We start from the raw sequence: 22,603 nt of genomic DNA on the forward strand, positions 1-22,603 counted from the left end.
TGGTTGGCTGAGTATTAAGAATTCTAAAGATCTTCAGGTGCAATGGTAATAATAGTTGACCTCTCATCAAGGGAAGTCTAATGTTTGAAAATCTTGTCTCCGGATCTACTGCAAAATCATGCCTATTACCTGACAATTTTCCGCTTTTTATCTGAGTTAATCCGCACTTTTTAAATTTAACAAACGTATTCCTATGCCAAATTTTCTTTTTATCACTATGCTGGCGGCTTTCCCCGCCTTGTCTACAGACATGTATCTCCCAGCCCTGCCGACCATTCAGGAGCAGTGGGGGATTTCCCTTGCAGAAGTTAATCTTTCGCTGGTTTTATTTTTCATCCTGTTCAGTTTTTTTATGCTCATTTACGGGCCGCTTTCTGACAAATACGGACGCAAACCCGTGCTGATCGTCGGGGTTGGGATCTATGTGCTGGGAAGCTTGCTCTGTGCTTTGTCCACCAATATCTGGTTTCTGGTGGCGGCTCGTATTGTACAGGCTGCCGGGGCGGCATCTGCATCGGCTCTTTCCATGGCTCTGGCAAAAGATCTTTATACCGGGGTTGAACGGCAGAAAGTGCTGGCCTACATCGGGGTGATTATTCCTCTTTGTCCCATGATTGCGCCGATGATGGGTAGTATGATGCTTGAATTTTTGTCCTGGAAATGGATTTTCGGGTGTCAGGCTGTGCTGGCTTCCATGGCTTTTTACGGTACTCTCGTGTTCAAGGAGCCTGAATTTGAAAAGACTGAGGGCGGCATCTGGTCCATGCTTTCCCGTTATCTGGTCGTGCTCAAAAATGTTGAGTTCAGCACTTACTGCTTCGCTTTTTCTGTGATCGGAATCGGTTTCTTCGGATTTCTGGCTGGTTCGGCGGATATTTATATCCGCGGATTTGGTTTGAATGAGCAGCAGTACGCCATGTTTTTTGGATTCAATGCCATCGGTTTTATGACCGGATCGTTCACCTGCTCAAGGCTTTGCGTGGGCTATTCGTCTATGTCTATTCTCAAAGTCTCGCTGGCAGGCGTGGTCCTGGCCAGTCTCGGGATGCTGGCTTTGGATGGTTCGGAGTACATGTTTGCCGCCCCCATGTTTCTGATGACTTTTTCCATCGGGGTCAGCAGGCCCATCAGTAACCACATGATCCTTGAGACCGTGGACCGGGATGTCGGTGCTGCTTCCGCGCTTTTGACTTTTACCTACTTCATCTTCGGTGCTGTAGCCATGGAGCTGATTTCTTTTGATTGGCCTTCAAAGATCAATGTGATCGGTGAGATGGGAATTGTTGGCGGGCTTGTTCCGCTGTTTGCGCTGATTTGGATGGCGCGGCGGAAGAAGAGAGTTTGATCAGTTAAATTTCTGTAGAAAACAACAAAAAGCCCGCGCATATGGACATGCACGGGCTTTTTTTGTGTAGCTTTATTGGAAGCCTTTTTCTATTCAGGGATAGAGTCAATTAATTCCAGCATTTCAAGTTCACCTTCCCCTGTGGTGAGTTTACCGAGTTTATCAACGGCTGCTTTGAAATGATCTGAATTCGAATGGAAGTCGAATGCATCCTGATCCTTGAATTTTTCCACAAAGCGAAATGCTCCGGGCGTGTCAACGACCTTGTGCAGCCTGTATTCCACCGATCCTTCTTCAGTTGCGGTTGCTTTAACCAGCTCGCGCAGAACTATTTCAAGTTCCTGCTCTTTGCCTGTGGCTGCCTGTGCTTTTGCGGTAAGGGTTATCATGTCTTTCTCCAAGTTGAATGTTTCAGTTATGGTATGCCAGCTTGTAGATAATTTTACTATCTTGGAGATCAGTAATTTAGCTGAAATGAGCCGTTAATATCTATTTCTATCCTGAAAAAAGTTCTTTAATGTCAGTTCCGAAAACCGCTTGTTTAAATCTTGGTTGCAGATATTTTAATAGAAGAAGTGCGGGATATCAGATTTAATGAGCCGGAGGGTAGATGACAGAACATGAATACAGCAGGGCGCGTATTGCGCGGGATAGAAATTTTGATGGTAAGTTTTTCTTTGCAGTGAAAACCACCGGGATATTCTGCCGTCCATCCTGTCCTTCTCCTCGGGCCAAGGAAGAAAATGTAACCTATTTTGACTCAATTTTTCAGGCACTTGAAGCCGGATTCCGGCCTTGTCTTCGTTGCCGGCCAGATATAGCCATTGAGTACGGCAGCGGTTATCCGTCATCCCACGAACTTGTTAACGACGGCTTGCGCAAGATTTATGACGGCTATCTCAATTACCATTCTCTCAATGATCTTGCCGGGGAGCTTGGGGTTTCCGATCGCCATTTACGTCAGCTTTTTGTGGAACGGCTGGGCGTGCCTCCGGTAAAGATTGCCAGATACCACAAAGCCATGTTCGCGCGTAAAATGCTGCTTATGTCCGATAATTCCGTTACTGATATCGCCGCTGCCGCAGGGTTTGGCTCGCTGCGCCAGTTTAACGAAGTATTCAAGGCTGTTTTCAATACTAACCCAACAGCTATGCGTAAGGAGTCGCGCATTTGTTCTGCCTCGCAGGAGAATACCTCCCTGTTGTTAAAATACGAACCGCCATTTGATTTCAAACTTATGCTTTCTTTCATGCGGGAGCGGGCTTTGACCGGAGTGGAAGTTATCACGCAAGACAGTTACAGCCGGACCTTCAGGACAGCCGAGGCCAAAGGATATTTTACGGTAACTGATGATCCCGGAGAGTCTGCCCTGCGGATGAGTATCTTTTCCGATGACATCAAGTGTTATATGGAAATCTACAATCGCGTACGGCGCATGTTTGATCTTGATACGGATTTTCGCATTATCAGGGAACATTTCCGTGATGACCCGTTGCTGGAAAAAGGTATGAAGGACGGATTGGTGCCGCGTTTACCCAAGGCCTATGATCCTTTTGAGTTCATGATCCGGGCTATTCTCGGGCAGCAGGTTACGGTCAAGGCCGCAACCACCATGGCTGGACGTATTGTTGCGAAAGCAGGGCTTCGCTGCTTAGGTGAGTATCCAAAAGGTTTGGATTACTTTTTTCCGGATGCGAAAGAGTTGGCCGGAGTTGAACTCGACGGTGTTGGATTGACCAATACCCGGTGTAATACGATCAATGCAGCGGTTCAGGCTGTCCTTGGCGGCTCCGTAAAGCTGACATCCAATCAGTCGTTTGAGGATTTTCATCGTGATTTTTCTGTTTTAAAGGGCATCGGTGATTGGACTGTAAATTATGTAGCCATGCGCGGGCTGGGGCTGCCGGACAGTTTTCCTGCCGGTGACCTTGGGGTTATCAAAGCTCTGAGCGCGGACGGGACGAAGATTTCAGTTAAGGAAGTGCTTCTGATTGCGGAAAAATGGCGTCCCTACCGCAGCTATGCAACTCTATGTCTTTGGAATTCTTTGGGAGATAAATAGTTATGGCAGTTTATTACACAAGATTTATGACTCCGCTTTGCGAAATTATTCTGGCAGGAAACGAAGAGGGCCTGTCTTATTTGCATTTACAGACAGGAGAAGGGAAGCGTGTTTTTGAAATTGCCCCCAGTTGGGTACGCAATGATGATTTTTTTGCTGATGTCAGGACACAGATTGAGGAATTCGCAACTGGAAAGCGTACTGAATTTGATGTGAAATTAAACCCGCAGGGAACTGATTTTCAGAAGCGGGTCTGGGCTGAACTATGCCGGATTCCATGTGGTGAGACAAGGTCTTACAAGGAAGTTGCGGCTGCGCTTGGAAATGAAAATGCGAGTCGGGCCGTGGGTACGGCAAATGGGAAAAATCCCGTGCCGCTGATTATTCCCTGCCATCGTGTAATTGCAGCCAATGGCGGCCTTGCAGGTTTTGCACACGGTACAAAGATCAAGCAGAAACTTTTGGAACTTGAGAAGTGTCTTTAGGCATGTAAAAAATACTATTCAAGTTCGTCGTCAATCTCTACTTTCGGGGAATCATTTTCCGGGCTGGGGTTTTCTTTTTCCTGTTTTTCTATCATCTTAACTATTTGTGAATGCAGATTTCTTGCTGGTTCGAGATTGGAGTCAAGTCTCAGGCTTAGTTCCGTATAATTCAGGGCACTTTCATAGTCCTTGGCATAGGTGTATGCGCGGGCCATGTTATAATAAAGGTTGGCATCATTAGGTGTGAAGGTACAGGCCTGATGGTAGGCTTTGATAGCTCCCTGATAGTCTCCGTCCTTGCGGAGTTTTACTCCGAGACGGTTAAACGGATTTACTGCGTCAGGTTCGTTTTGAAGAATTTCAATGAACAGGTCTTTGACGTCATCAAGTTTGTCCTGAACAGCGTAAATATCTGCTGCCTTGGTCAGGAAATCCTGATAATTATCCATGTCGCCTTTGCCTTTATAGGCGTCAGCGATACCTTTGTAGGCTTCAGCATACATTTCATTGAGGGCGATTGCCTTGTTAAAGGCGATAATGGCTTTACCGAATTTTTCCTGTGAAAGGAAATGCAAGCCCTTGTCGAAATATTCCTCAGCAGGGTTTTTATCCGCATCAGTTACTTCATCGATTATTTCAGAAAAACTGTCGATAGCTTCATCAAAACTGCCGTTGGCTACGAGATCCCACGAGGAGGTGAGCAGCTCTTTTTCAATTTCATCGGGGCTGACACTCATGTATGCGGCAAAGACGTGTCGTTTGAGGGTTTCCATGCTGTAGGGGCGCAGCACATAGCCCCCGACTCCGGCTGCAATGGAGTTGAGTACGGATTCCTTACGCTTATCAGGGGTGACCATGATTACCGGAAGTGAGCGCATAGCATGCTTGCGCATCTTCCTTACACAGTCTGCACCGGAGGTGTCGTGCAGCGATTCATCAACAAGCGCGACATCAATTTCTCCGTTTTCCAGTGCGGTGATAGCATTATCCCATGTGGAATAAACGTAGATATCAGATGCGCCAAGCCCGACCAGGGTTAGCCTGTCATTTGATATGTGTTTGGAATTGTTAGAAAAGATACCATAGCGAAGTTCTTCAAGCATTCCCCGCTCCTGAAGTGGTTAATTTAACAATATATTACCTTTTCGTCTGGTTTGATTCAACTAAATTTTCACTATAATTACGTGATTTTATTTTTAAGCGGTCAAGGCCCGCGTCCCTTTTCGGCGGGAGCGGGCCTATTTTGAGTCAAACACTAAAAATAAGCTTAGCTCAGGCTGATAGACAGGGGGATTACATGAAGCTCTCTGCTTTTTTCCTGAGTCGCGCCCAGCTTCCAGCTTACATTTTGGGGTTTACCCAGAGCTTCGCCTACTTTTTCAGCCACACCCTGTATGTTGATAATCGGATGGCGGGAAAAAACCTGCGGCAATCCGTAAGTCAGGTTGCAGGCCAGACAGCAGCCCGGACGCTGTTTAAGCTGTAATTCAAAGTGAACGGTATCTCCGTTCTCTCCGGTGTAAGCTAGTGAAATGTCGTAGCTGCCTTCATCCGCATCGCCGAAAAGGGCTTCAAAAAAATCGTTGGTTTTGCCTTCCGGGAAAAGGGTGGTCATCATTTCCTGGTTAAAAATATCAGCATATTGAGTCATAATAACTCCGGTCATTTGTTTTCGTTCTATTTGAGCAATCCGCCAAGGTCCAATAGATGCCTTTGAAAATACCTTCATGTCAACTGTTTCAGGGGACTTCTTGCTGATGTAAGGGGGCTAAGTCCTGCGTGCTGTTCCCGCAAGTATTTTCTTAAGGTCATCCATTTCAAAGGGTTTGCAGAGGTAACCGTTGACTCCGGCCTCAAGGGCGGAATACCTGCTTTCTTTGTTGGCATGGGCGGAAAGGGCAATAATGGGAATTTCTCTGACTTTTATGAAGTCTGTTGAAGTGCGGATTGTCCGGGTTGCTTCAAGGCCGTCCATGACCGGCATCTGGATATCCATGAGAATTGCGTCAAAGTTATTCCTGCCCAGAGCTTCAAGACAGTCGGCCCCGTTTTCTGCACAGGTGACTTCATGGCCCATTCTTTCTAGCAGTTTGCGGGCCATCATTCTATTAACCGGCTCATCTTCCACCAGAAGGACTTTGAGCTTTGATATTTCTTCCGTACTTTTCGTATGTTCGGCTTTTTCAGGTTTGTAAGATTCTGTGATTTTGAGGGAAATAGTAAAATTAACAATAGTCCCCATCTCAGGCGAGCTGTCGATTTCTATGGACCCGTCCATAAGTTCAATAAGTCTTTTTACAATGGAGAGCCCCAGTCCGGCACCTTTGTATCGGCGGGAGAGAGAGCCGTCCACCTGCGTGAATGAATCAAAGATCCTCTCCTGAGAATCTTTTGGTATACCCACACCTGAATCGCGTACGGTGAAAGAAATGCTGCGTTTTCCCTGACAGGTCACCGGGCCGGATTTGACTTCAACTTTTACAAAGCCGTGATCGGTAAATTTGATGCCGTTGCCTACCAGATTGAACAGTATCTGCCTGATGCGGCCCTCGTCTCCGAGATAATATCCGTCCACTTGCGGATGAATGGAGTATGATAGTGAAAGATCTTTTTTCTCAGCTTGTATTTTGAACAGGTTTACACTTTCCAGCAGCAGGTCATTTAAGGAAAATTTGTCTTCGAAAAGATCAAGAGTTCCCATCTCCACTTTTGAAAGGTCCAGAATATCGTCAAGAACACGGAGCAGATTTCTAGATGATTGGAGGGCCACATTGATGCAATTTTTGTGTTCCTGCTTCAAATCTGCTGAGTCCATAACTTGCAGCATGCCCATAACTCCGTTGAGGGGAGTTCTTATTTCATGGCTGATGTTGGCGAGAAATTCGTCTTTTGCTTTGTTGGCGAGGATGGCTTCTTCCTTGGCCTTGGAAAGTTCTTTTTCGTCTTGCAGACGTTTGGTTATGTCATGGATTATGGAGATAAGTAGCGTTTTACCTTTGTGTTTGAAGGGGCCGGAAAAGACTTCTACATCTTTGAGTACTCCGCCTATGCGTCTGTGCTGGAAGATGAATTTGCTCAATCTGTTGGACTGAGCTTTGTTCATTTTTGCTTTTAGTTCCTCTCTCGGCAGTTGATTAAGATCGTAAACAGTTTTTGTTTTCAAATCATCACGGGAGAAGCCATAGAAATTGGCGGCAGCTTTGTTGGTATCGAGTATTTTTCCGTCTTCGGGGTCAATGATGAACATTACCGAATGGTTGTCTTCAAAAAAAGCCCGGTATTGTTCTTCGCTTTCCCGGATTGCGGAATCATATTTTTTCCGTTCAATAGCCAAAGCTATCTGATGTGAGCAGGCTAAGAAAAGTTGTACATCCTCTTCAGAAAAAATATCAGGGTCGTCGTAGTCCTGAATAACCAGTACCCCGATGGGGGTGTTGCCCACCCGCATGGGGACTCCGATCCATATTTCCGGAATTCTTCCCGCTACTTCCAGCGAACCGTCTGCAATAGAGTTCGTTATGGATTGACGATCCAGACGGATTATTTCATTTTTTTGGATAGGAAGCAGGCTGATCCTATTGTTGGCCTGGTCATAAATATTTTGAACAGGGGGATATTCGTTCACGCCTTCGTCAACACAATAAGTGAATATAAGTTTTTCCTGTTCCGGCTCAATGAGGGCGATATAGAAATTCTTAGCATTGAGTTTATCAAGCATTATTTCATGTATTGAGCGCATCAGTTCACTCAGGGTATCTGCGGAATTAAACCGGCAGATAATTTCATGGAGCAGGGAGTGGAGCTGTTTGCTGCGTTCTAGTTCCCGCTCCTTGATAATTATTTCGGTTATGTCTTCAGCGTAAATAGCAACCCGCACTACTTTTCCGTTTTCGATAACGGGGTAGTGGGAATGAAGTATTATTCTGTCATCTCTTACATCCTGAAATTTTGTCGGTTTTCCATTTTCCACAACTTGGTCAAAACTTTTTTGTCTTGAGCGGGCCAGCTCAGGTGGAAGGTAATTGAATATGTTTTTCCCACTGAGTTCAGTGGGGGTTGTGTTAAGTATATCGGCGACTGTACGGTTGACGTGAATGACCGTACCGTCGTTTTCAAGAAGGAGTATGGATTGGGTGTTTGCGTCAAGAAGTGCTTTGAAATTTATTTCTGCGTCCAGAACTTGTTGCCGGGCTTTTTTCAATTCTTCCTGTGATGACTGCATATTTGATGAACCGTCCATAAAAGCAATGTGTTTTGAAAGTTTCCGTGAATTTTTATAATATTATATAATCGAGTAATTTTCCATTAAAGACTTTCAAAAAGTATTTAGAACGTTCCATCAATTGGGATGGTTTTCATTCAGTATATGAGTTATTTTACGTTAAAGATAGCTCTTAAGTTATGGAGACTGGAATGGAAGGTTATGAAATAATTAAAGTCAGGATTGGTATAGCCAGGTGTTTGTTGGGTGAGAATGTTCGGTATGATGGTGGCCACAAATTGGACCGCTACATTAGAGATGTTCTGGGGCCGTTTGTTGAGTGGGTTCCGGTTTGTCCGGAAGTGGAATGCGGCATGGGTATCCCCCGCGAGGCGGTTCGGCTTGTTGGAGAACTTGAGAATCCCCGTCTGGTTGGTCGTAAGTCTGGTGAGGATTGGACTGGGCGCATGCAGGAGTGGGGACGTGGGCAGCTGTCCCGCCTCGAAAAGGAAAATCTTAGCGGTTATATTTTTAAACACGGCTCACCTTCAAATTCCATGGGCCGGATGAAGGTATTCAGTGATGATGGGCGTATTTATTATTCTGGGACCGGAATATGGGCTCGCATGGTAATGGACCATTTTCCTTCCCTGCCTTGCGAGGATGACGGCCGGTTGCACGACAACGGAATTCGCGAAAATTTTATCAACCGTATTTTTACTTTCAAGCGTTGGCAGGATGCGATGCGAGGGCGTTTTTTTCCGGCAAAGTTGGTTGATTTTCATACCCGCCATAAAATGCTGGTCATGGCCCATAATGAAATTATTTATCGGCAAATGGGCAAGCTTGTAGCCACAGCAGGAATTGCTGATCATGCCGCTCTCAGTGGTGATTATGCCCAGCTACTTTTCAAGGCTTTGACCTACAGGCCAACAGTCAAGAAACATGTAAATGTGCTGACCCATGCATTGGGCCATTTTAAGAAAGACATTTCAGCGCATGAAAAGCAGGAGATGCTGGAACTGATTGATCGTTTCCATAAGAAGTTAATACCGTTGATTGTTCCGGTGACCTTGCTTAACCATTATGTGCGTAAATATGACAAGGTGTATTTGCAGCAGCAACTCTATCTCAATCCCTATCCTGCTGAACTTATGTTGAGGAATCATGTCTGATCGTCAAAATATGTTGATTTGCGTGTTGGGGTCTACCGGGTATGTGGGCGGGCGTCTGGTTCCTCAGCTTTTGGATAAAGGCTGGAAAGTCAGGGCTGTTGGTCGATCAAAAGCCAAGCTGCGCACCCGTCCGTACAGTTTTCATAAAAATTGTGAACTTGCCGAGGCTGATCTCTTTGACAGTGAGTCTTTACAGGAGGCTCTGCGTGGGTGTGATGCTGTTTACTATCTGGTGCATTCCATGCAATCGGGCAGTTCCGATTTTGTCAAAAAGGACCGTCAGGCCGCGCAGAATACTGTTTATGCTGCCGAACAGGCCGGTGTTCAGCGCATTATCTACCTTGGCGGCATGGTGCCTGACGATCCTAATATCAGCCATCATCTTAAATCCAGAGCCGAGGTAGGCGAGATTCTTTCCAGTGGAAGCGTGCCCTGCACTGTTCTGAAGGCGGCGGTAATTCTTGGCTCAGGCAGTGCCTCTTTTGAAATTTTGCGTTATCTGGTGGACCGCCTTCCGGTAATGATTACCCCGCGCTGGGTGCGAACAGAAAGTCAGCCCATCAGTATCCGCGATGTTTTGTTTTATCTTTCCGGATGCCTTGAGCACCCTGAAACCGTTGGGGAAAGTTATGATATCGGCGGGCCGTTTTTCGAGACATATGAAAAATTGTTTCGCATTTACCAGCAGGAAGCGGGGTTGCGTAAGCGGTTTATTATTCCTGTTCCATTTGTTTCACCGAAGTTGTCATCGTACTGGCTGGGGTTTGTTTCTCCGGTTCCGGTTTCACTTGCTGTGCCGCTGGTTCTGGGATTGCGTAACCGGGTTGTCTGCAAGGATTACCGTATCCGTGAGATCATGCCCCATGAATTGACGGATTGCCGAACCGCCATCCGGCGCGCTCTTAATAAAATACAGCAGGAGGTGGTTGATACCTGCTGGTCTGACGCCGGAACCCTTGAAACCCCGGAATGGGCTATTTGCGGTGATGCCGGATATTCCGGTGGCACAGTCTACCATTCCGCATACAGGGTTAAGTTGGAGGGATGTGCGGATGACCTTTGGAATAAAATTATATCTATAGGCGGTGATGAAGGCTGGTATTGTTGTAATTCTCTTTGGTCTTTGCGGGGATGGCTGGACAAGCTGGTAGGTGGTGTGGGGTTGCGGCGCGGGCGCAGACATCCTTCGGATCTCAGTATTGGTGATGCGCTAGATTTTTGGCGAGTGCTGGATGTTCAACCGGGAGAAAGACTGCTTCTGCTTGCGGAGATGAAGCTGCCCGGAGAGGCCCTGCTTGAGTTCGGCCTTGAGAGGACCTTGGCCGGGGATACCGAGTTGACCATGACTGCACGTTTCTTGCCTCGGGGCCTGGAAGGGATGTTTTATTGGTGGGGGGTCTATCCTTTTCATGCGCTTGTTTTTAAAGGTATGGCTCGTTCGTTGGCTCAAAAAAGTGGTTGTCGCATAATGGAAGGTCCTGAATTGCTGGAAGGTCCGGCACCCCGCTGCCCTATTCCCGGCAGCAAGGGCGGGGCGAATGATTAAAGTAGACCACAGAAGGATTCATTATCTCAATTCTGCTGATAAATTAGAAGGACCGATAATTTATTGGATGAGTCGGGAGCAGCGGGTCCGTGATAACTGGGGGTTGCTTCATTGTCGTGAGCTTGCCGGGGCCGAGGCTCCGCTAATTGTTGTCTTTTGTCTAGTTCCTTCATTTCTGGGGGCAACCCTGCGTCATTACGACTTTATGCTTAAGGGATTGCAGCAGGTTGAGAGAGATTTGAGGAGTCTTGGTTACGATTTTGTTCTGTTGAGTGGGGCACCTGATAAAGTGTTGCCGGATTTTGTTCGCAAAGTCAGGGCGGGGGCTGTTGTTACCGACTTCGATCCCTTGCGCATTAAGCGTCAATGGCAGGATCATCTCAGTCTGAACATTGATATCCCTTTAATTGAAGTGGATGGGCATAATATAGTCCCGGCTCGCTTTGTTACTGACAAGCGCGAGTATGGTGCACGAACTGTCAGGCCGAAAATTCATCGTTTGCTCCCGGAATTTTTGGAGGATTTTCCTGAACTTGATTTCGCTGAAGTAAAGGGAGAGAGCTTTCCTGCCGTAGATTGGGAGCAGATGAGGAAGTCTCTTGAAGTCGATGATACTGTCGGTCCGGTTGAACTTCCCTCCGGTGAAGAATCTGCTCATATTGCCCTTGATGAATTTGTAGGCCTAGGGCTTGGAGAATATGCCGATAAGCGTAACGACCCCAATGGTGAATCAACTTCACGTCTTTCGGCCTATTACCATTTCGGGCAACTGGCTCCGCAGCGGGCTGCATTAACTGTCGCTACCAGCCTTCCGGGAGATGGAGCTCAGTCATATCTTGAAGAACTTATAGTCCGGCGTGAGCTTGCGGATAATTTTTGCTTGCATACTTTGAATTATGATTCACTGGAGGCTGCTCCGGAGTGGGCATTGAAGACTTTAGCTGAACACTCTGATGATATTCGACCCTACCTTTATACCTATGAAAATTTTGAGCAGGCCCGCACTCACTCCACGCTTTGGAACGCAGCGCAGAATCAGATGGTGCGATCAGGATTTATGCATGGTTACATGCGTATGTTTTGGGCAAAGAAAATTTTAGAATGGTCTGCATCACCCGAAGAGGCTTTGAGGATCACCATAGCACTCAATGATCGGTTCCAACTGGATGGGCGTGATCCTAATGGTTATGTGGGTGCGCTTTGGTCCATTGCGGGGTTGCATGACCGAGCGTGGAAAAAAAGGTCTGTTTTTGGTTCAATCCGTTACATGAACGAGCGGGGGTGCCGCCGAAAATTTGATGTTGATACTTATATTGAGAAGTGGGGTCTTGGTACATAGAAAAGAGAATTGTGCTTGTTGGCAGTAAGTGTCTGCTTACTTTTGAGTGATAAATTCTTGAATTATGATTGTTTATCGAAAGAGGTAATTTTTTATAAAAATAATGTAGGTCTTTATATTGTGTGTTAGAATTTAGAAGTTTCTAAATCTATTATTTGGAGGTTTCTAATGGCTAATATGGATTATCCCGGACCCTGCCCCAGTTGTGTCGGTATTGACGGTTGCAGCACTGAAGAAGCAAAAAAACAGGCTGTGAATCATTATTGCAAGGGTTTGGAAATGGAACTTAATTCCTGGAAAGCTCGTCTTTACGATGTACTAGTCGATGATAAGTCTGAAAGACTTAAGGATCAGGTTGTGATGCTCAAGTCGACCATGAAAGAGCTGGAAGCGGTAGTGGTCCAAATGCAGGATGTTTGTCCTACCAGTTTGGGCGAACAGGAGAAAGTTATTTCCAGCAAGCTGGAAGATTTGCGGGTCCATTACACCAAAGCTATGGAAGTTTTGGCTCCCGGCTGGTTCGGTGGTTGATTGTGATTAAAGTCTATGATCAAGAGGGCCGGTCCTAAGTTGACTGGCCTTTTTCATTTTCAGCTTCACGCTTTTATTAGTTAAAACAGATAGGGCAGTTGGATTTTTCTTCCTCAGAGAGTTTTCGCAGGCAGCGCAGGCTCAAAGAAAGTTCTAAATTGTCTTTGGTTATTATTGTTGTTGTTGGACTTTCCATTTGTTTTGGATTCTTTTTGCCATTGAGCAGGTCAATTGCGGCTTTAACCCCGAAATATCCCATTGCATATGGTTTTTGTGTGATCAGGGCTTGAATTTTATTTTCTTTGATTCCTTGGAGAAGTCTTTTGTTATAATCAAAGCCTACAAAAGGGATGTTGAGTTCTACTTGTTTTTCAAGAATATTTAGCATCCCATCAGAGGTAGGTTCATTTACTGCAAAAATTCCGGCAATATTGGGCATGGTTTTTAAAATTTCTTCTGTGGCTATTCTTGTTGCTCTTTCGCTACCATCTTTAATATGTAGTCTTATAATCGTTCTTCCGGGAGAGAGTTCTGAGGTTTTATTTATAAATCCATTTTCCCGTAAAAAAGTAGCACCATTAGTTGCTGCGTGCCCAATCAGCAATAGTGGACCTTTTGTAGTAACGTTTTGCAGGAGAAGCTCTGCTCCTTGTTCTCCTGCTTTGTAGTTATTTGTCGCAATATAGGAGTGTGGTGAGTCTGTTGTTGTCGGGGAGTCAATAACTACTACAATTATTCCTGCATCGACGGCCTTATCAATATGTTTATTCAGTGCCGTTTTGTCTGCCGGGGCAATTACAATAGCATCTACATTTTGCTCAGTATAATATTCAAGCAGGTATTGTTGTGCTTTTGATTTATTTTCAACTCTGGGACCGCGCCAGATAAGATTGATGTCTTGTCCTTTTGCGGCTTCGTGGGCACCGGTGCAGACAATTTTCCAGAAGTTGAGGATGGTCGCTTTGGGAATGGCAACGATTGTTTTTTGCGCGTGGCTTGCGCAGGGACTGCACAGTATGTAAGTTGCAATTAATAAGCCCGCGATGAGCCTGCAAGCGTAAACATGCTTATGGGAGCGGGCTGGGGATGTTGTTTTATTCATTCGATTAGCAACCATTTTGTTGAACAGTCTGATTTATAAAAGAGTATATTTATTTCAATTTTCCCGCAACGGGTTTCGCCGGAGGTTTGATGCTAAGTGTAAAGAAAGTTGTGATGTTTGTTATACTGATTACGCTGTTCCCGGCTGCTGCTGTATGCGGTGGAAGTGATTTGCCGGATGAATTTTGTTATCTGGATCAAATGATTCCTGATGCGGTATATGATGTCCGCTATTTCGGTCGTAATAATTTTGTTGGCGAACGTATTGACGGTTACCATGTTCCGCGCGTTATTCTGACCCGCGAAGCCGCAGCGGCACTTGCCGGGGTGCAGCAGGACCTTGTTCCGTTCGGGCTGGGGGTTAAGATTTTTGACGGCTACCGGCCACAGGATGCAGTGCTTCATTTTGTGCGTTGGGCCGAGAATCTTGGCGATACCCGCATGAAGCAGCAATACTACCCGGATGTGCAGAAAAAGAATTTGTTTCGCGACGGGTACATAGCAGCAAAATCCGGCCATTCTCGGGGGTCCACAGTGGACCTGACTATTATTGATCTCAAGACCGGACAGGAACTGGATATGGGCACGGGCTTTGATTTTTTTGGTCCCAAGTCGTGGCCTGACAATAAAGAAATGGGCATTCAAGTGCGGGCCAACCGTGCCCTGCTGCGTGAGGTTATGGTCCGAAACGGGTTTAAGCCTTTGAAAGAAGAGTGGTGGCATTTTACCCTTGAGTTTGAACCTTTTGCTGAGACCTATTTTAATTTTCCGATAAAGTAGCGGAAGTTTGAAATTGATTAAGTAAAGCGCAGTCCTGCCGGGCTGCGCTTTTTTATTTTCCAATTTCCGATTGACTATATTCAATATGTTTATACACTATTAGGAATGACTACTAATAGTGAGGTTGCAACAATGTTGAAAATATTACCGATGATTTTAATCGTTGTCCTGTTTGCCGGTCATGCTGTTGCCGCCGAAATTATAGGGGATGATAACATGCAGAAAAGAACTGAAAATGTAGAAATAGCGACCCTTGCCGGGGGATGTTTCTGGTGCGTTGAATCCGACCTTGAAAAAGTTTCCGGTGTGATTGACGTGGTTTCCGGTTATTCCGGCGGACATGTGGAAGATCCCACGTACGAGCAGGTCAGTTCCGGTAATAGCGGACACCTTGAAGTTGTTCAGGTTCGCTTTGATCCCGAGCAGGTGAGCTATGAAGAAATCCTGCGAGTTTTCCTGAAGCACCATGACCCCACTGATCCGGGCGGTTCTTTTAATGACCGTGGCAATCAATACACTTCAGCAGTGTTCTATCATAACGATGAACAGAAGAAGATTGCCGGGCAAGTGTTGGTAAAGATGGATGGGGCTGGCGTGTTTGAGCGCCCGCTGGCTACAAAACTGATTCCTTTTGAAAAGTTTTATCGGGCCGAGGAATATCATCAGGATTACTACAAGAAGAATCCTGTACGCTACAATTGGTACCGCTTCATGTCCGGTCGGGATTCATTTATCGAGGAGCATTGGAGTGGGAAAGATGGGCGTAATGAATCTACTGGTGAAATAGACGGCTACACACGTCCCGATGATGCACAGCTTAAGGAAATTCTGACTCCATTGCAATTTAAGGTGGTTCGCGAGGATGGTACCGAGCCTGCTTTCAGCAATGAATTCTGGGACAATCACCGCGAAGGAATTTACGTGGATATTGTTTCCGGTGAGCCTCTTTTCAGTTCCCGCGATAAGTTTGACTCCGGCACGGGCTGGCCCAGCTTTACCCGGCCTATTGATGAGCGGGGTGTGGTGGAAAAGAAAGATCGGTCTTTTTTCATGACCCGCATTGAGGTCCGTTCCCGCAAGGCTGATTCGTATCTGGGGCATGTTTTTGATGACGGACCCCAGCCCACAGGACTGCGCTATTGCATCAACTCCGCATCTCTTAAGTTTGTTCCGGTGGAAGAACTGGAAGCTGAGGGGTACGGAGAATATTTAAAATTGTTCAAGTAAAAAATATCAGCCCGGAACATTTGTGTTCCGGGCTGATTGATTTAAAACGGTTTTCAATGACAGCCGTGTGGTGTATCTGTTTTAAAAATAGTTCCCGTAACGGATATACTTTCATGACTCTGCTTTCTATCATCATACCCAATTATAATTACGGACATTTTGCCGATCGTTTTTATGGTTCTCTGGCAGCGCAGACCATGTCTCTTGCTGAGACGGAAATCATTTTTGTGGATGATGGCAGTAGCGATGATTCCCTTGAACAGGCCTGCAAATGGGCTGGTATACTCGAGTGCCGGGAATTCAAAATTCTTACTCCGCCGAGGGCCGGCAGGCCCGGTCCGGTGCGCAATCACGGTCTGGAGCAGGCCACGGGTAAATATCTGCTCTGTTTTGATCCTGATGATGAGTTTCAGCCGGAGTTTTTGAAGAATTGTATTTATTTTTTGGAATCCAATCCGATTTTTTCTGTCGTTTACAGTGATTATCTTGAAACCAGTCCGGATAAGTCGTTTCACCGCTTCCTGCCGGATTTCAGCCCCCGGCATTTGCGGACTCAGAATACCGTTGCAACAGCCGCACTTTATCGTCGGGAGTTATGGGACGGAGGAGTCCGCTACCGGGACAACACCGTTTATGAGGATTGGGATTACTGGGTGCAATGTTTGATGGCCGGAGGCAAATTTAAACATATTGACCAGCCGCTCTACATTCATCATGTGCACGAAACCAATTTTTCCCACCAAGCGGAAAAAGAGGACGGCGCAGCCAAGGCCCGCATTGTTTTGAATAATCCCGGCTTTTTTCATCAGTCAGTAGCTCAGTGGGCCGCTGACCATTTGCGTGGGCGTGCCCATGCTCCTTCTTTTCAGCGCGGCTATATCCCCACAGCCGAGGACCTCCTGAAGCTGTCAGATATGATTAAGATCGGCGGGATATAAAAAACTATTCTTACGGAGATGTTGATGCAGATTATCCTGACCGGAATCCTTGCTGCTTTGTTTTTCAGTACCACCTTTGTACTCAATCGGGCCATGAGCCTTGAGGGCGGACATTGGGTCTGGTCGGCAAGTCTGCGTTATTTCTGGATGTTGGGATTTCTTTTTATTGGCCTCGGTCTATTTCGTCGTGAGCTGCTGGTTCGTTCATTCAAACTTTACCTGAATCATTTGAAGTTCTGGACCCTTGCGGGCGGAGTGGGCTTCGGAGTTTTTTATGCTTTGATCACCTTCAGTGCGTCCTATACTCCGGGCTGGGTAGTTGCAGCTACTTGGCAGACTACCATTCTTGCCACGCCGTTGGTTTTATTGGGGTTTGGCAAAAAGATCCCCTTGCGGGCAATGTTGCTGACTCTGATAATTTTCGCCGGGGTGCTGCTGGTAAATATTGAAAGTATGGAGCAAAGTTCGTTGAACGCAGTCCTGCTGGGAGCAATCCCGGTGTTCGTGGCTGCTTTTGCCTACCCTTTCGGGAACCAGCTGGTCTGGGAAGCACGTAATGGCGGCAGCGGGCGTATTCCCGCGCTGGCAGATCCGGCCATGGATGATCCTTTCTGCCGGGTTCTGCTTTTGACTCTCGGTTCCCTGCCGCTCTGGCTTGTATTGATTCTTTTCACCCAGCCTCCCTTGCCGCAAAGCGGACAGATATTTAATACCGCTTTAGTGGCTATATTTTCCGGCATTGCCGCGACCAGTCTGTTTCTTTACGCCCGGCACAAGGCCCGGAACGCAGCAGAACTGGCCGCAGCAGATTGCACCCAGTCCATGGAAGTTCTTTTCTCTCTGGGCGGGGAAGTTGTGCTTCTGCACGGAATCCTGCCCGGAATGCTGGGTTGGTCCGGTATCGGGCTGACCATGCTGGGACTAGTGCTATATATCCGGGTTCAGAATGTGCGCTAAGCGATAAGTTTTTCCGCGCTGATCATCTGCGCATAGAACATGCCAAGCGAAGCCATGAATCCGGCATGAACTTCTGCTGACCCCGCCTTCACCCCGTCAAATTCAAGGCTGGCCCCGCAGCATGCGTCATGCACAACCGTGCATTTGTAGCCCATATCCGCAGCCGCGCGGGTGGTGGCGTCCACACACATATTACTCATCATTCCGGTTATCACCAATTCATTTACTCCCAGTTTGTTTAGTTCATCCTCAAGAGCGGTTTCCCGGAAGCTGTTGGGGAAATTCTTGAGAACTACGGTTTCGTTCATAAGTGGCTTCACGCACGTGTGAATCTCAGCTCCTTCGGTTGCAGGCAGGAAGAAGAATGCTCCTTCTTTTACAGAAATATGCTGGATGTGGATTACCGGCTGTCCGGTTTTCCTGAAATGGTCAAGTACTCTTGCGGCCTTGGCTCCGGCCTGCTCGCTGTTGTCGAGGGGGAATTTTCCGCCGGGGAAATAGTCGTTTTGGATGTCGATGATGATAAGTGCTTTTTTGCTCATTTTATTCTCCTTGGTTAAATTTTTGGTTCGAGCTGATTTCATGCTGACAGAATCGTGATTATTTTTAAGTGGCGGTATTGACAATAAACATGCTTAAAGTGACAGTGTAGGCATTATGAATGTTGCAGTTCTTGCTTATGATGATTGTCTGGTCAGTGCAGTTTCCGGGGTGCTGGAGATTTTGAGTATCGCTAATTCCCTGCCACGCGAGTACGGTGGCAAAAATCAATTCAGCGGTTTGGAAATAGTCAGCCCACATGGGAAAGATGTAATCGGATATGTGGGAATATCTTTGTCGGTCAGCGTGGGGATCGCGGATGTTAAGCCCGATATACTGGTCATTCCACCTGTTTTTGGTGATATCGAGGTCTTGCTGGAAGACGTTCCGCTCATAGAGCGCATTACCGATCTTGGAAGGGGAGGCACTGTCTTAGCTTCAGCTTGTGCCGGATCATTTCTCATGGCCCGAGCAGGATTGCTGGACGGCAAGCCTGCCACAACTCATTGGAAGCTGGCCCCGGATTTTAAAGCCCGTTTTGAAAGGGTAGACTTGCAGCCCCGGCGTATGCTTATCGATGGGGGAAGCTATATTTGTGCCGGGGGGGCCATGGCTTGGCAGGATCTTGCCCTGCACATTGTGGCCCGCTTTATGGGTCGGGAAATTTCATCAGCCTGTGCAAAAATGCTGGTTATGGATTCCACCCGTGATGTACAGACTCCCTATTTTATGTTTGAGAGCAAGTCAGAAGAAAATGGTTTTGCAGACAAGGAAATTCTCAAGGTGCAGAAGTGGATGCAGGGAAATTATCAACTTACTGCATCAATTCAAGTCCTCTCTGAGAAAGCAGGGCTTGGTGAGAGAACATTCCTGCGTCGTTTCAAGCGTGCAACTGGCCTGACTCCCAATAATTATCTCCAGCAACTACGTGTTGAGGCTGCCCGTCATCTGCTTGAAGTCAGTTCCAAGGGGGTAGATGAGATTACCACTGCGGTCGGTTATGACAATCCTTCATCGTTCAGGAGGCTTTTTAAGCGGATGACCGGCTTGAATCCTCGCGAATATCGCAGTCGTTTCAGCAGAGTGGGGTAGTTGCAGTTTTTGGGTCAAACAATGAGTTATTGATTATCTCTTGAAAATGAAAACGAATTTCATTACCTGTCGTTAGCCTCGTGTAACTGTAACAAGTAAATAGGATCGACAGATGTTTAAAAAATTGCTCTCATTCTTTTTGGTTTTCAGTGTACTCGTTCCTGCTGCGGCTTCAGCCCATTCCTTGTATATTCAGGCTGGGCGGTATCATGTTGCTGAAGGTAAAAACTCTCCGCTCTTTTTCTGCTACGGACACCATGTCCCGGTTGATGATGCCGTGCGTATGAAAAAACTTAATCACATTACAGTGCAGAAACCTGATTCCAAGACCTATGGAATCAAACTGCGGGATGAAAAGTCCCTGCATTCCTACGTAATTGATTACGACATGCCCGGAACATTTGTTTTGACCGCTGCCACTAACCCTGGTCATTTTACAACATGGCTGGATGAGAAGGGCCGTAAACGTCATTCCATCAAGCCCATGAGCAGCGTGGCAGACCGGGCCTCGAAGATTGTATCCAGTCTGCGCAGCAGTCAGTGGACCAAAACTTACGTGGTCTGCGAAAATCCTTCCGCAGTGTTCCCGGCAGCTGTGGGCATGCCCATGGAGCTGGTCCCTGCAAAGGATGTGTCCATGCTCAAGAAAGGTGATCTGCTGGAGATGCAGGTCTACATGGACGGAAAACCCTATCATGGCGATGGCTATTGGGATGCAACCTATAATGGTTTTTCCACTCAGGCTGAGGATATGTATATCCAGCGTCAGGAGATTTCAGATGGCAAAATCAAGCTGACTATAGATGTGACCGGAAGATGGTTTGTCCGTTTCTTCACCAAGAAGAAGCCGGCAAAAGCAAGCCCAGATTTCTTACAGGAGAAGAAAACCGCAACTTTGGTTTTTGAAGTGCCTAACGAGCGTATACGGCCAAAACTTGATAGTCATTAAATAAGTGTCCCAGCGGCGGTCCCTTAATAAAAGTTTTAGGAGAGTCCAAAGAACCCTTTTTCAAAAGGGTTCTTTGGCCGCCGGAGGTTTCTTATTGTTTTTGGGGTTCACGGTTTCTGCGGGGGGTATCAAATTTCTTTTTCATGTACGGCTTGCCCTCGGTGGAGGAACCCAGTTCTTCGCGTTCCATATCAAGTTCGCGTTTCTTGGTGTAGAGGAAGCGGACCAGATCGTACTCAAATGGTGAACCGGTCTGGTAGTAACGGAAAGGTACATTGGCGCGCAGGCTCAGTCCGCGGACAGTGGATTCCCCGATACCGATGGCTGTCCGCCCTTCCTCTACTCCGGCAAGATCGTAGACCCAGTTCATTTCGTACCAGAGCAGGGCAAAATCACCCAGTGAACCTCCAGAGTCTCTCACGCTGGAAGGTCCGAGCAGGGGCAGGACTACGTAAGGTCCGGGCGGAACTCCCCAGACGCCGAGGGTGTCCGCAAATCCGGTTTCCATTCTTTTCAAATCCCACATGGTTGCTACGTCAAATAAACCCAGCAGTCCGACAGATGAGTTGATCATGAACCGGGAAAAGGCTCGTGCGGTCTTGTCTCCGTTGAATTGTAGAATTCCGTTGGTGAAAGACTTTACTTCATTCAGGTTGTTGACCGCATTGGTCACGCCCGTGCGTACCGGGGAAGGCAGGACCGTGGTATAAACATCCACTGCCGGAAGGTAGATAGCGCGGTCAAAGCGGGCGTTGAAAGAATAAATGTGGCGGTTCATGGAATCCCACGGGTCATAGACATCAAGAAAATCCAAATCTGCATTCTTTGTTTTGTGCTGTCCAGCTATGGGGGCATGGGAGACCGGGGCAATGAACCCTTGCGGTTTCAAGTTTAGTGACGGATCGTTTTTGCTGATGGTGGCGCACCCTTGCAGCAGGAGAAAGAGTAGAATGAAGCTGAATAATTTTCTCATTTGATCAGCTCCAGTGCTTTACGGGCATATGGTTCAAACATCATATTGCCGCAGTGGCCGCCTCGGGGAAAGAAAATGGCCCGCTGTCCAAAGGTTTTCCGCAGGAAATCCACATCCGCGCTGTTCAGAATTATATCGTCTTCATTTCCCAGCACGAAAATCTTATCCGATTTACTCAGGTATTCCTTGATACTTCCAAGATCGCAGTTTTGGACCAGTTCCCCTTTTGTGCTTCCCGGCTTGAGAAATTGCAGGTAGGGCAGCAGATATTCATCCACGTAATCTTCAAAGGTGATGGCCGCCGCCACCCGTGTATAGGGCATGAGGTTATCGCCTGTTCCGAGCTGTTTGTTTACCGGGACTACATACCCGGCGTTGAGGCAGACATCGGAACTGAAGATCATGCTTGACGATGACATTCTGAATGCTGCGGCTATGATCGCCCGCATGTCCATATCAGAAAAACCAGTATGCTGTGAAAGGGCGTAAAGAAAGTTATCATCAAGGTCGACAATGTCGGAATGAATATAAATCTCTGAGAAAGCTTCAATTAGATCGTCAATGACCTGCCGGGGCGTCTTGTCGCCGAGATTCTCCGGGCTGAGCCATGAATCAAAGCGCAATGCGGAAGTGTATAGACTTACCGGGGGATTGAGCATCAGTACCCGCCGGAAATGGAAGTCCTTGCGCTCTTCATCCAACTTGGCGAGGAATGCGGAGTGCATGGCGCCGAGGCTGTATCCGGTGATGCTGAAATTTCTGATTTCGTGGTCGTTTTGAAGGTCGGCTTTAATCCATTTCATGGCCCGGTATAAATCTTCAACATCGTGCGGGACGTAGCCTGGGGCACCATACTTGGAAAAACTGACTACGAAATTCATATGTGTCGGTGATGAAAGAGCGACTACGTGAAAGCCGGCTTCGTAGAAAAGTTGAGTCAGGAAACGCATTTTAGTGGAGTCATGCTCCGAGCCTGTTCCGGCAATGATGAACAGCAGGGGAGCTTCTTCATCCTGCATGGCCGTTGAATAGTAAAATTTTTCATTATACCAGAAGATATCTGGAATATTGCGGTCTTCAATGACTATTTCGCATTCATCCGGTTTGGTAGGCTCTTTTAATTTATACATCAATTCCGGCGGAGTGCCGAAGATAGTAGCCTTATAGGGATCGGCAATGGGAAATTGCACGGTTTCGGCTGATACAGGCCGGACCATGCATAGCAGCGGAAGCAGTAATGTTAAGCAGAATAATAAAATTCGTTTTTCCAGACCCATAAATGCTTTTTTCATGCTTTGTTTGTAGCAATAGTCATTGGTATTGTAAATTCGTGGTTGACAAAAAACTGTTTAGCTACTAAAC

The 22,603-nt window shown here is 46.9% G+C and carries 21 protein-coding genes; 13 read left to right on the top strand and 8 right to left on the bottom strand.

The window, feature by feature from the left end; genetic code table 11:
* The first annotated feature begins 193 nt into the window (after positions 1 to 193).
* The gene (locus tag FMS18_RS01540; RefSeq protein ID WP_163291976.1) at positions 194 to 1,345 is read left to right on the top strand and encodes a multidrug effflux MFS transporter; all 1,152 of its coding nucleotides are present in this window, start codon (positions 194 to 196) and stop codon (positions 1,343 to 1,345) included.
* Positions 1,346 to 1,434: 89 nt separating this feature from the next.
* Here FMS18_RS01540 and FMS18_RS01545 read toward each other — a convergent pair whose 3' ends face one another.
* Positions 1,435 to 1,734 (bottom strand): putative quinol monooxygenase, encoded by a 300-nt coding sequence (locus tag FMS18_RS01545; RefSeq protein ID WP_163291977.1) that lies wholly within the window; start codon positions 1,732 to 1,734, stop codon positions 1,435 to 1,437.
* Positions 1,735 to 1,955: 221 nt separating this feature from the next.
* Between FMS18_RS01545 and FMS18_RS01550 the strand changes: the two genes are divergently transcribed.
* Together FMS18_RS01550 and FMS18_RS01555 are read left to right on the top strand one after the other, a co-directional pair.
* Positions 1,956 to 3,407 carry a DNA-3-methyladenine glycosylase 2 family protein gene (locus FMS18_RS01550; protein WP_163291978.1) on the top strand — a complete coding sequence of 484 codons (1,452 nt, stop codon included), beginning with the start codon at positions 1,956 to 1,958 and terminating at the stop codon, positions 3,405 to 3,407.
* A gap of 2 nt (positions 3,408 to 3,409) precedes the next feature.
* Positions 3,410 to 3,892: a methylated-DNA--[protein]-cysteine S-methyltransferase gene (locus tag FMS18_RS01555; RefSeq protein WP_163291979.1), complete on the top strand. Its 483-nt coding sequence runs from the start codon at positions 3,410 to 3,412 to the stop codon at positions 3,890 to 3,892.
* 14 nt (positions 3,893 to 3,906) lie between these two features.
* On the opposite strand, the gene FMS18_RS01560 is transcribed toward FMS18_RS01555, so the two are convergent.
* The 3 genes from FMS18_RS01560 to FMS18_RS01570 all read right to left on the bottom strand — a co-directional run bounded on the left by FMS18_RS01560 (position 3,907) and on the right by FMS18_RS01570 (position 8,114).
* Positions 3,907 to 4,995 (bottom strand): tetratricopeptide repeat protein, encoded by a 1,089-nt coding sequence (locus FMS18_RS01560; protein WP_163291980.1) that lies wholly within the window; start codon positions 4,993 to 4,995, stop codon positions 3,907 to 3,909.
* A 164-nt stretch (positions 4,996 to 5,159) separates the two neighbouring features.
* A complete protein-coding gene (locus FMS18_RS01565; RefSeq protein ID WP_163291982.1) occupies positions 5,160 to 5,543 on the bottom strand; it encodes a pancreas/duodenum homeobox protein 1 in 384 nt (127 codons plus the stop codon).
* Between the two features lie 117 nt (positions 5,544 to 5,660).
* Positions 5,661 to 8,114: a response regulator gene (locus FMS18_RS01570; RefSeq protein WP_163291983.1), complete on the bottom strand. Its 2,454-nt coding sequence runs from the start codon at positions 8,112 to 8,114 to the stop codon at positions 5,661 to 5,663.
* A gap of 191 nt (positions 8,115 to 8,305) precedes the next feature.
* Between FMS18_RS01570 and FMS18_RS01575 the strand changes: the two genes are divergently transcribed.
* The 4 genes from FMS18_RS01575 (at position 8,306) to FMS18_RS01590 (ending at position 12,684) form a co-directional block, all read left to right on the top strand.
* Complete coding sequence (locus FMS18_RS01575; protein WP_163291985.1) at positions 8,306 to 9,268, top strand: DUF523 and DUF1722 domain-containing protein; 963 nt, start codon at positions 8,306 to 8,308, stop codon at positions 9,266 to 9,268.
* Positions 9,261 to 10,814 (top strand): SDR family oxidoreductase, encoded by a 1,554-nt coding sequence (locus tag FMS18_RS01580; protein ID WP_163291986.1) that lies wholly within the window; start codon positions 9,261 to 9,263, stop codon positions 10,812 to 10,814. The genes FMS18_RS01575 and FMS18_RS01580 overlap by 8 nt, the downstream gene beginning before the upstream one ends.
* Complete coding sequence (locus FMS18_RS01585; RefSeq protein WP_163291988.1) at positions 10,807 to 12,153, top strand: deoxyribodipyrimidine photo-lyase; 1,347 nt, start codon at positions 10,807 to 10,809, stop codon at positions 12,151 to 12,153. The genes FMS18_RS01580 and FMS18_RS01585 overlap by 8 nt, the downstream gene beginning before the upstream one ends.
* Positions 12,154 to 12,321: 168 nt before the next feature.
* Positions 12,322 to 12,684 (top strand): hypothetical protein, encoded by a 363-nt coding sequence (locus FMS18_RS01590; RefSeq protein ID WP_163291990.1) that lies wholly within the window; start codon positions 12,322 to 12,324, stop codon positions 12,682 to 12,684.
* A 76-nt stretch (positions 12,685 to 12,760) separates the two neighbouring features.
* Here FMS18_RS01590 and FMS18_RS01595 read toward each other — a convergent pair whose 3' ends face one another.
* Positions 12,761 to 13,786, bottom strand: coding sequence for a substrate-binding domain-containing protein (locus FMS18_RS01595; protein ID WP_203544482.1), 1,026 nt, complete (start codon positions 13,784 to 13,786; stop codon positions 12,761 to 12,763).
* A gap of 89 nt (positions 13,787 to 13,875) precedes the next feature.
* On the opposite strand from FMS18_RS01595, the gene FMS18_RS01600 reads away from it, so the two are divergent.
* From FMS18_RS01600 to FMS18_RS01615, 4 genes are all read left to right on the top strand, one after another.
* Positions 13,876 to 14,565 (top strand): M15 family metallopeptidase, encoded by a 690-nt coding sequence (locus tag FMS18_RS01600; protein WP_163291991.1) that lies wholly within the window; start codon positions 13,876 to 13,878, stop codon positions 14,563 to 14,565.
* 216 nt (positions 14,566 to 14,781) lie between these two features.
* Positions 14,782 to 15,792 carry a peptide-methionine (R)-S-oxide reductase MsrB gene (gene msrB, locus FMS18_RS01605; RefSeq protein WP_239060917.1) on the top strand — a complete coding sequence of 337 codons (1,011 nt, stop codon included), beginning with the start codon at positions 14,782 to 14,784 and terminating at the stop codon, positions 15,790 to 15,792.
* Positions 15,793 to 15,905: 113 nt separating this feature from the next.
* Positions 15,906 to 16,730, top strand: coding sequence for a glycosyltransferase family 2 protein (locus FMS18_RS01610; RefSeq protein ID WP_163291995.1), 825 nt, complete (start codon positions 15,906 to 15,908; stop codon positions 16,728 to 16,730).
* Between the two features lie 24 nt (positions 16,731 to 16,754).
* Positions 16,755 to 17,687, top strand: coding sequence for a multidrug resistance efflux transporter family protein (locus FMS18_RS01615; RefSeq protein WP_203544483.1), 933 nt, complete (start codon positions 16,755 to 16,757; stop codon positions 17,685 to 17,687).
* On the opposite strand, the gene FMS18_RS01620 is transcribed toward FMS18_RS01615, so the two are convergent.
* Positions 17,684 to 18,229 (bottom strand): cysteine hydrolase family protein, encoded by a 546-nt coding sequence (locus FMS18_RS01620; RefSeq protein WP_163291997.1) that lies wholly within the window; start codon positions 18,227 to 18,229, stop codon positions 17,684 to 17,686. The two genes, FMS18_RS01615 and FMS18_RS01620, sit on opposite strands and share 4 nt — an antisense overlap.
* A gap of 115 nt (positions 18,230 to 18,344) precedes the next feature.
* On the opposite strand from FMS18_RS01620, the gene FMS18_RS01625 reads away from it, so the two are divergent.
* Positions 18,345 to 19,319, top strand: coding sequence for a GlxA family transcriptional regulator (locus FMS18_RS01625; RefSeq protein ID WP_163291999.1), 975 nt, complete (start codon positions 18,345 to 18,347; stop codon positions 19,317 to 19,319).
* A gap of 112 nt (positions 19,320 to 19,431) precedes the next feature.
* Positions 19,432 to 20,268: a DUF4198 domain-containing protein gene (locus tag FMS18_RS01630; protein WP_163292001.1), complete on the top strand. Its 837-nt coding sequence runs from the start codon at positions 19,432 to 19,434 to the stop codon at positions 20,266 to 20,268.
* Between the two features lie 91 nt (positions 20,269 to 20,359).
* Here the strand turns inward: FMS18_RS01630 and FMS18_RS01635 are convergent, their stop codons facing one another.
* Together FMS18_RS01635 and FMS18_RS01640 are read right to left on the bottom strand one after the other, a co-directional pair.
* Entirely contained in the window at positions 20,360 to 21,241 is an 882-nt protein-coding gene (locus FMS18_RS01635; protein ID WP_163292003.1) for a VacJ family lipoprotein, read from the bottom strand.
* On the bottom strand, positions 21,238 to 22,533 hold the full coding sequence (locus tag FMS18_RS01640; protein ID WP_163292004.1) for an alpha/beta hydrolase: 1,296 nt from the start codon (positions 22,531 to 22,533) through the stop codon (positions 21,238 to 21,240). Before FMS18_RS01640 ends, FMS18_RS01635 begins: the two co-directional genes overlap by 4 nt.
* Positions 22,534 to 22,603 lie beyond the last annotated feature (70 nt).

Source organism: Desulfovibrio sp. JC022 (assembly GCF_010470665.1).
Lineage (GTDB): Bacteria > Desulfobacterota > Desulfovibrionia > Desulfovibrionales > Desulfovibrionaceae > Maridesulfovibrio.

Bases quoted from the DNA above. Each gene is read 5' to 3' on its own strand.
- FMS18_RS01540 (WP_163291976.1), top strand. From the start codon at position 194: ATGCCAAATTTTCTTTTTATCACTATGCTGGCGGCTTTCCCCGCCTTG.
- FMS18_RS01545 (WP_163291977.1), bottom strand. From the start codon at position 1,734: ATGATAACCCTTACCGCAAAAGCACAGGCAGCCACAGGCAAAGAGCAG.
- FMS18_RS01550 (WP_163291978.1), top strand. From the start codon at position 1,956: ATGACAGAACATGAATACAGCAGGGCGCGTATTGCGCGGGATAGAAAT.
- FMS18_RS01555 (WP_163291979.1), top strand. From the start codon at position 3,410: ATGGCAGTTTATTACACAAGATTTATGACTCCGCTTTGCGAAATTATT.
- FMS18_RS01560 (WP_163291980.1), bottom strand. From the start codon at position 4,995: ATGCTTGAAGAACTTCGCTATGGTATCTTTTCTAACAATTCCAAACAC.
- FMS18_RS01565 (WP_163291982.1), bottom strand. From the start codon at position 5,543: ATGACTCAATATGCTGATATTTTTAACCAGGAAATGATGACCACCCTT.
- FMS18_RS01570 (WP_163291983.1), bottom strand. From the start codon at position 8,114: ATGCAGTCATCACAGGAAGAATTGAAAAAAGCCCGGCAACAAGTTCTG.
- FMS18_RS01575 (WP_163291985.1), top strand. From the start codon at position 8,306: ATGGAAGGTTATGAAATAATTAAAGTCAGGATTGGTATAGCCAGGTGT.
- FMS18_RS01580 (WP_163291986.1), top strand. From the start codon at position 9,261: ATGTCTGATCGTCAAAATATGTTGATTTGCGTGTTGGGGTCTACCGGG.
- FMS18_RS01585 (WP_163291988.1), top strand. From the start codon at position 10,807: ATGATTAAAGTAGACCACAGAAGGATTCATTATCTCAATTCTGCTGAT.
- FMS18_RS01590 (WP_163291990.1), top strand. From the start codon at position 12,322: ATGGCTAATATGGATTATCCCGGACCCTGCCCCAGTTGTGTCGGTATT.
- FMS18_RS01595 (WP_203544482.1), bottom strand. From the start codon at position 13,786: ATGAATAAAACAACATCCCCAGCCCGCTCCCATAAGCATGTTTACGCT.
- FMS18_RS01600 (WP_163291991.1), top strand. From the start codon at position 13,876: ATGCTAAGTGTAAAGAAAGTTGTGATGTTTGTTATACTGATTACGCTG.
- msrB (WP_239060917.1), top strand. From the start codon at position 14,782: ATGCAGAAAAGAACTGAAAATGTAGAAATAGCGACCCTTGCCGGGGGA.
- FMS18_RS01610 (WP_163291995.1), top strand. From the start codon at position 15,906: ATGACTCTGCTTTCTATCATCATACCCAATTATAATTACGGACATTTT.
- FMS18_RS01615 (WP_203544483.1), top strand. From the start codon at position 16,755: ATGCAGATTATCCTGACCGGAATCCTTGCTGCTTTGTTTTTCAGTACC.
- FMS18_RS01620 (WP_163291997.1), bottom strand. From the start codon at position 18,229: ATGAGCAAAAAAGCACTTATCATCATCGACATCCAAAACGACTATTTC.
- FMS18_RS01625 (WP_163291999.1), top strand. From the start codon at position 18,345: ATGAATGTTGCAGTTCTTGCTTATGATGATTGTCTGGTCAGTGCAGTT.
- FMS18_RS01630 (WP_163292001.1), top strand. From the start codon at position 19,432: ATGTTTAAAAAATTGCTCTCATTCTTTTTGGTTTTCAGTGTACTCGTT.
- FMS18_RS01635 (WP_163292003.1), bottom strand. From the start codon at position 21,241: ATGAGAAAATTATTCAGCTTCATTCTACTCTTTCTCCTGCTGCAAGGG.
- FMS18_RS01640 (WP_163292004.1), bottom strand. From the start codon at position 22,533: ATGAAAAAAGCATTTATGGGTCTGGAAAAACGAATTTTATTATTCTGC.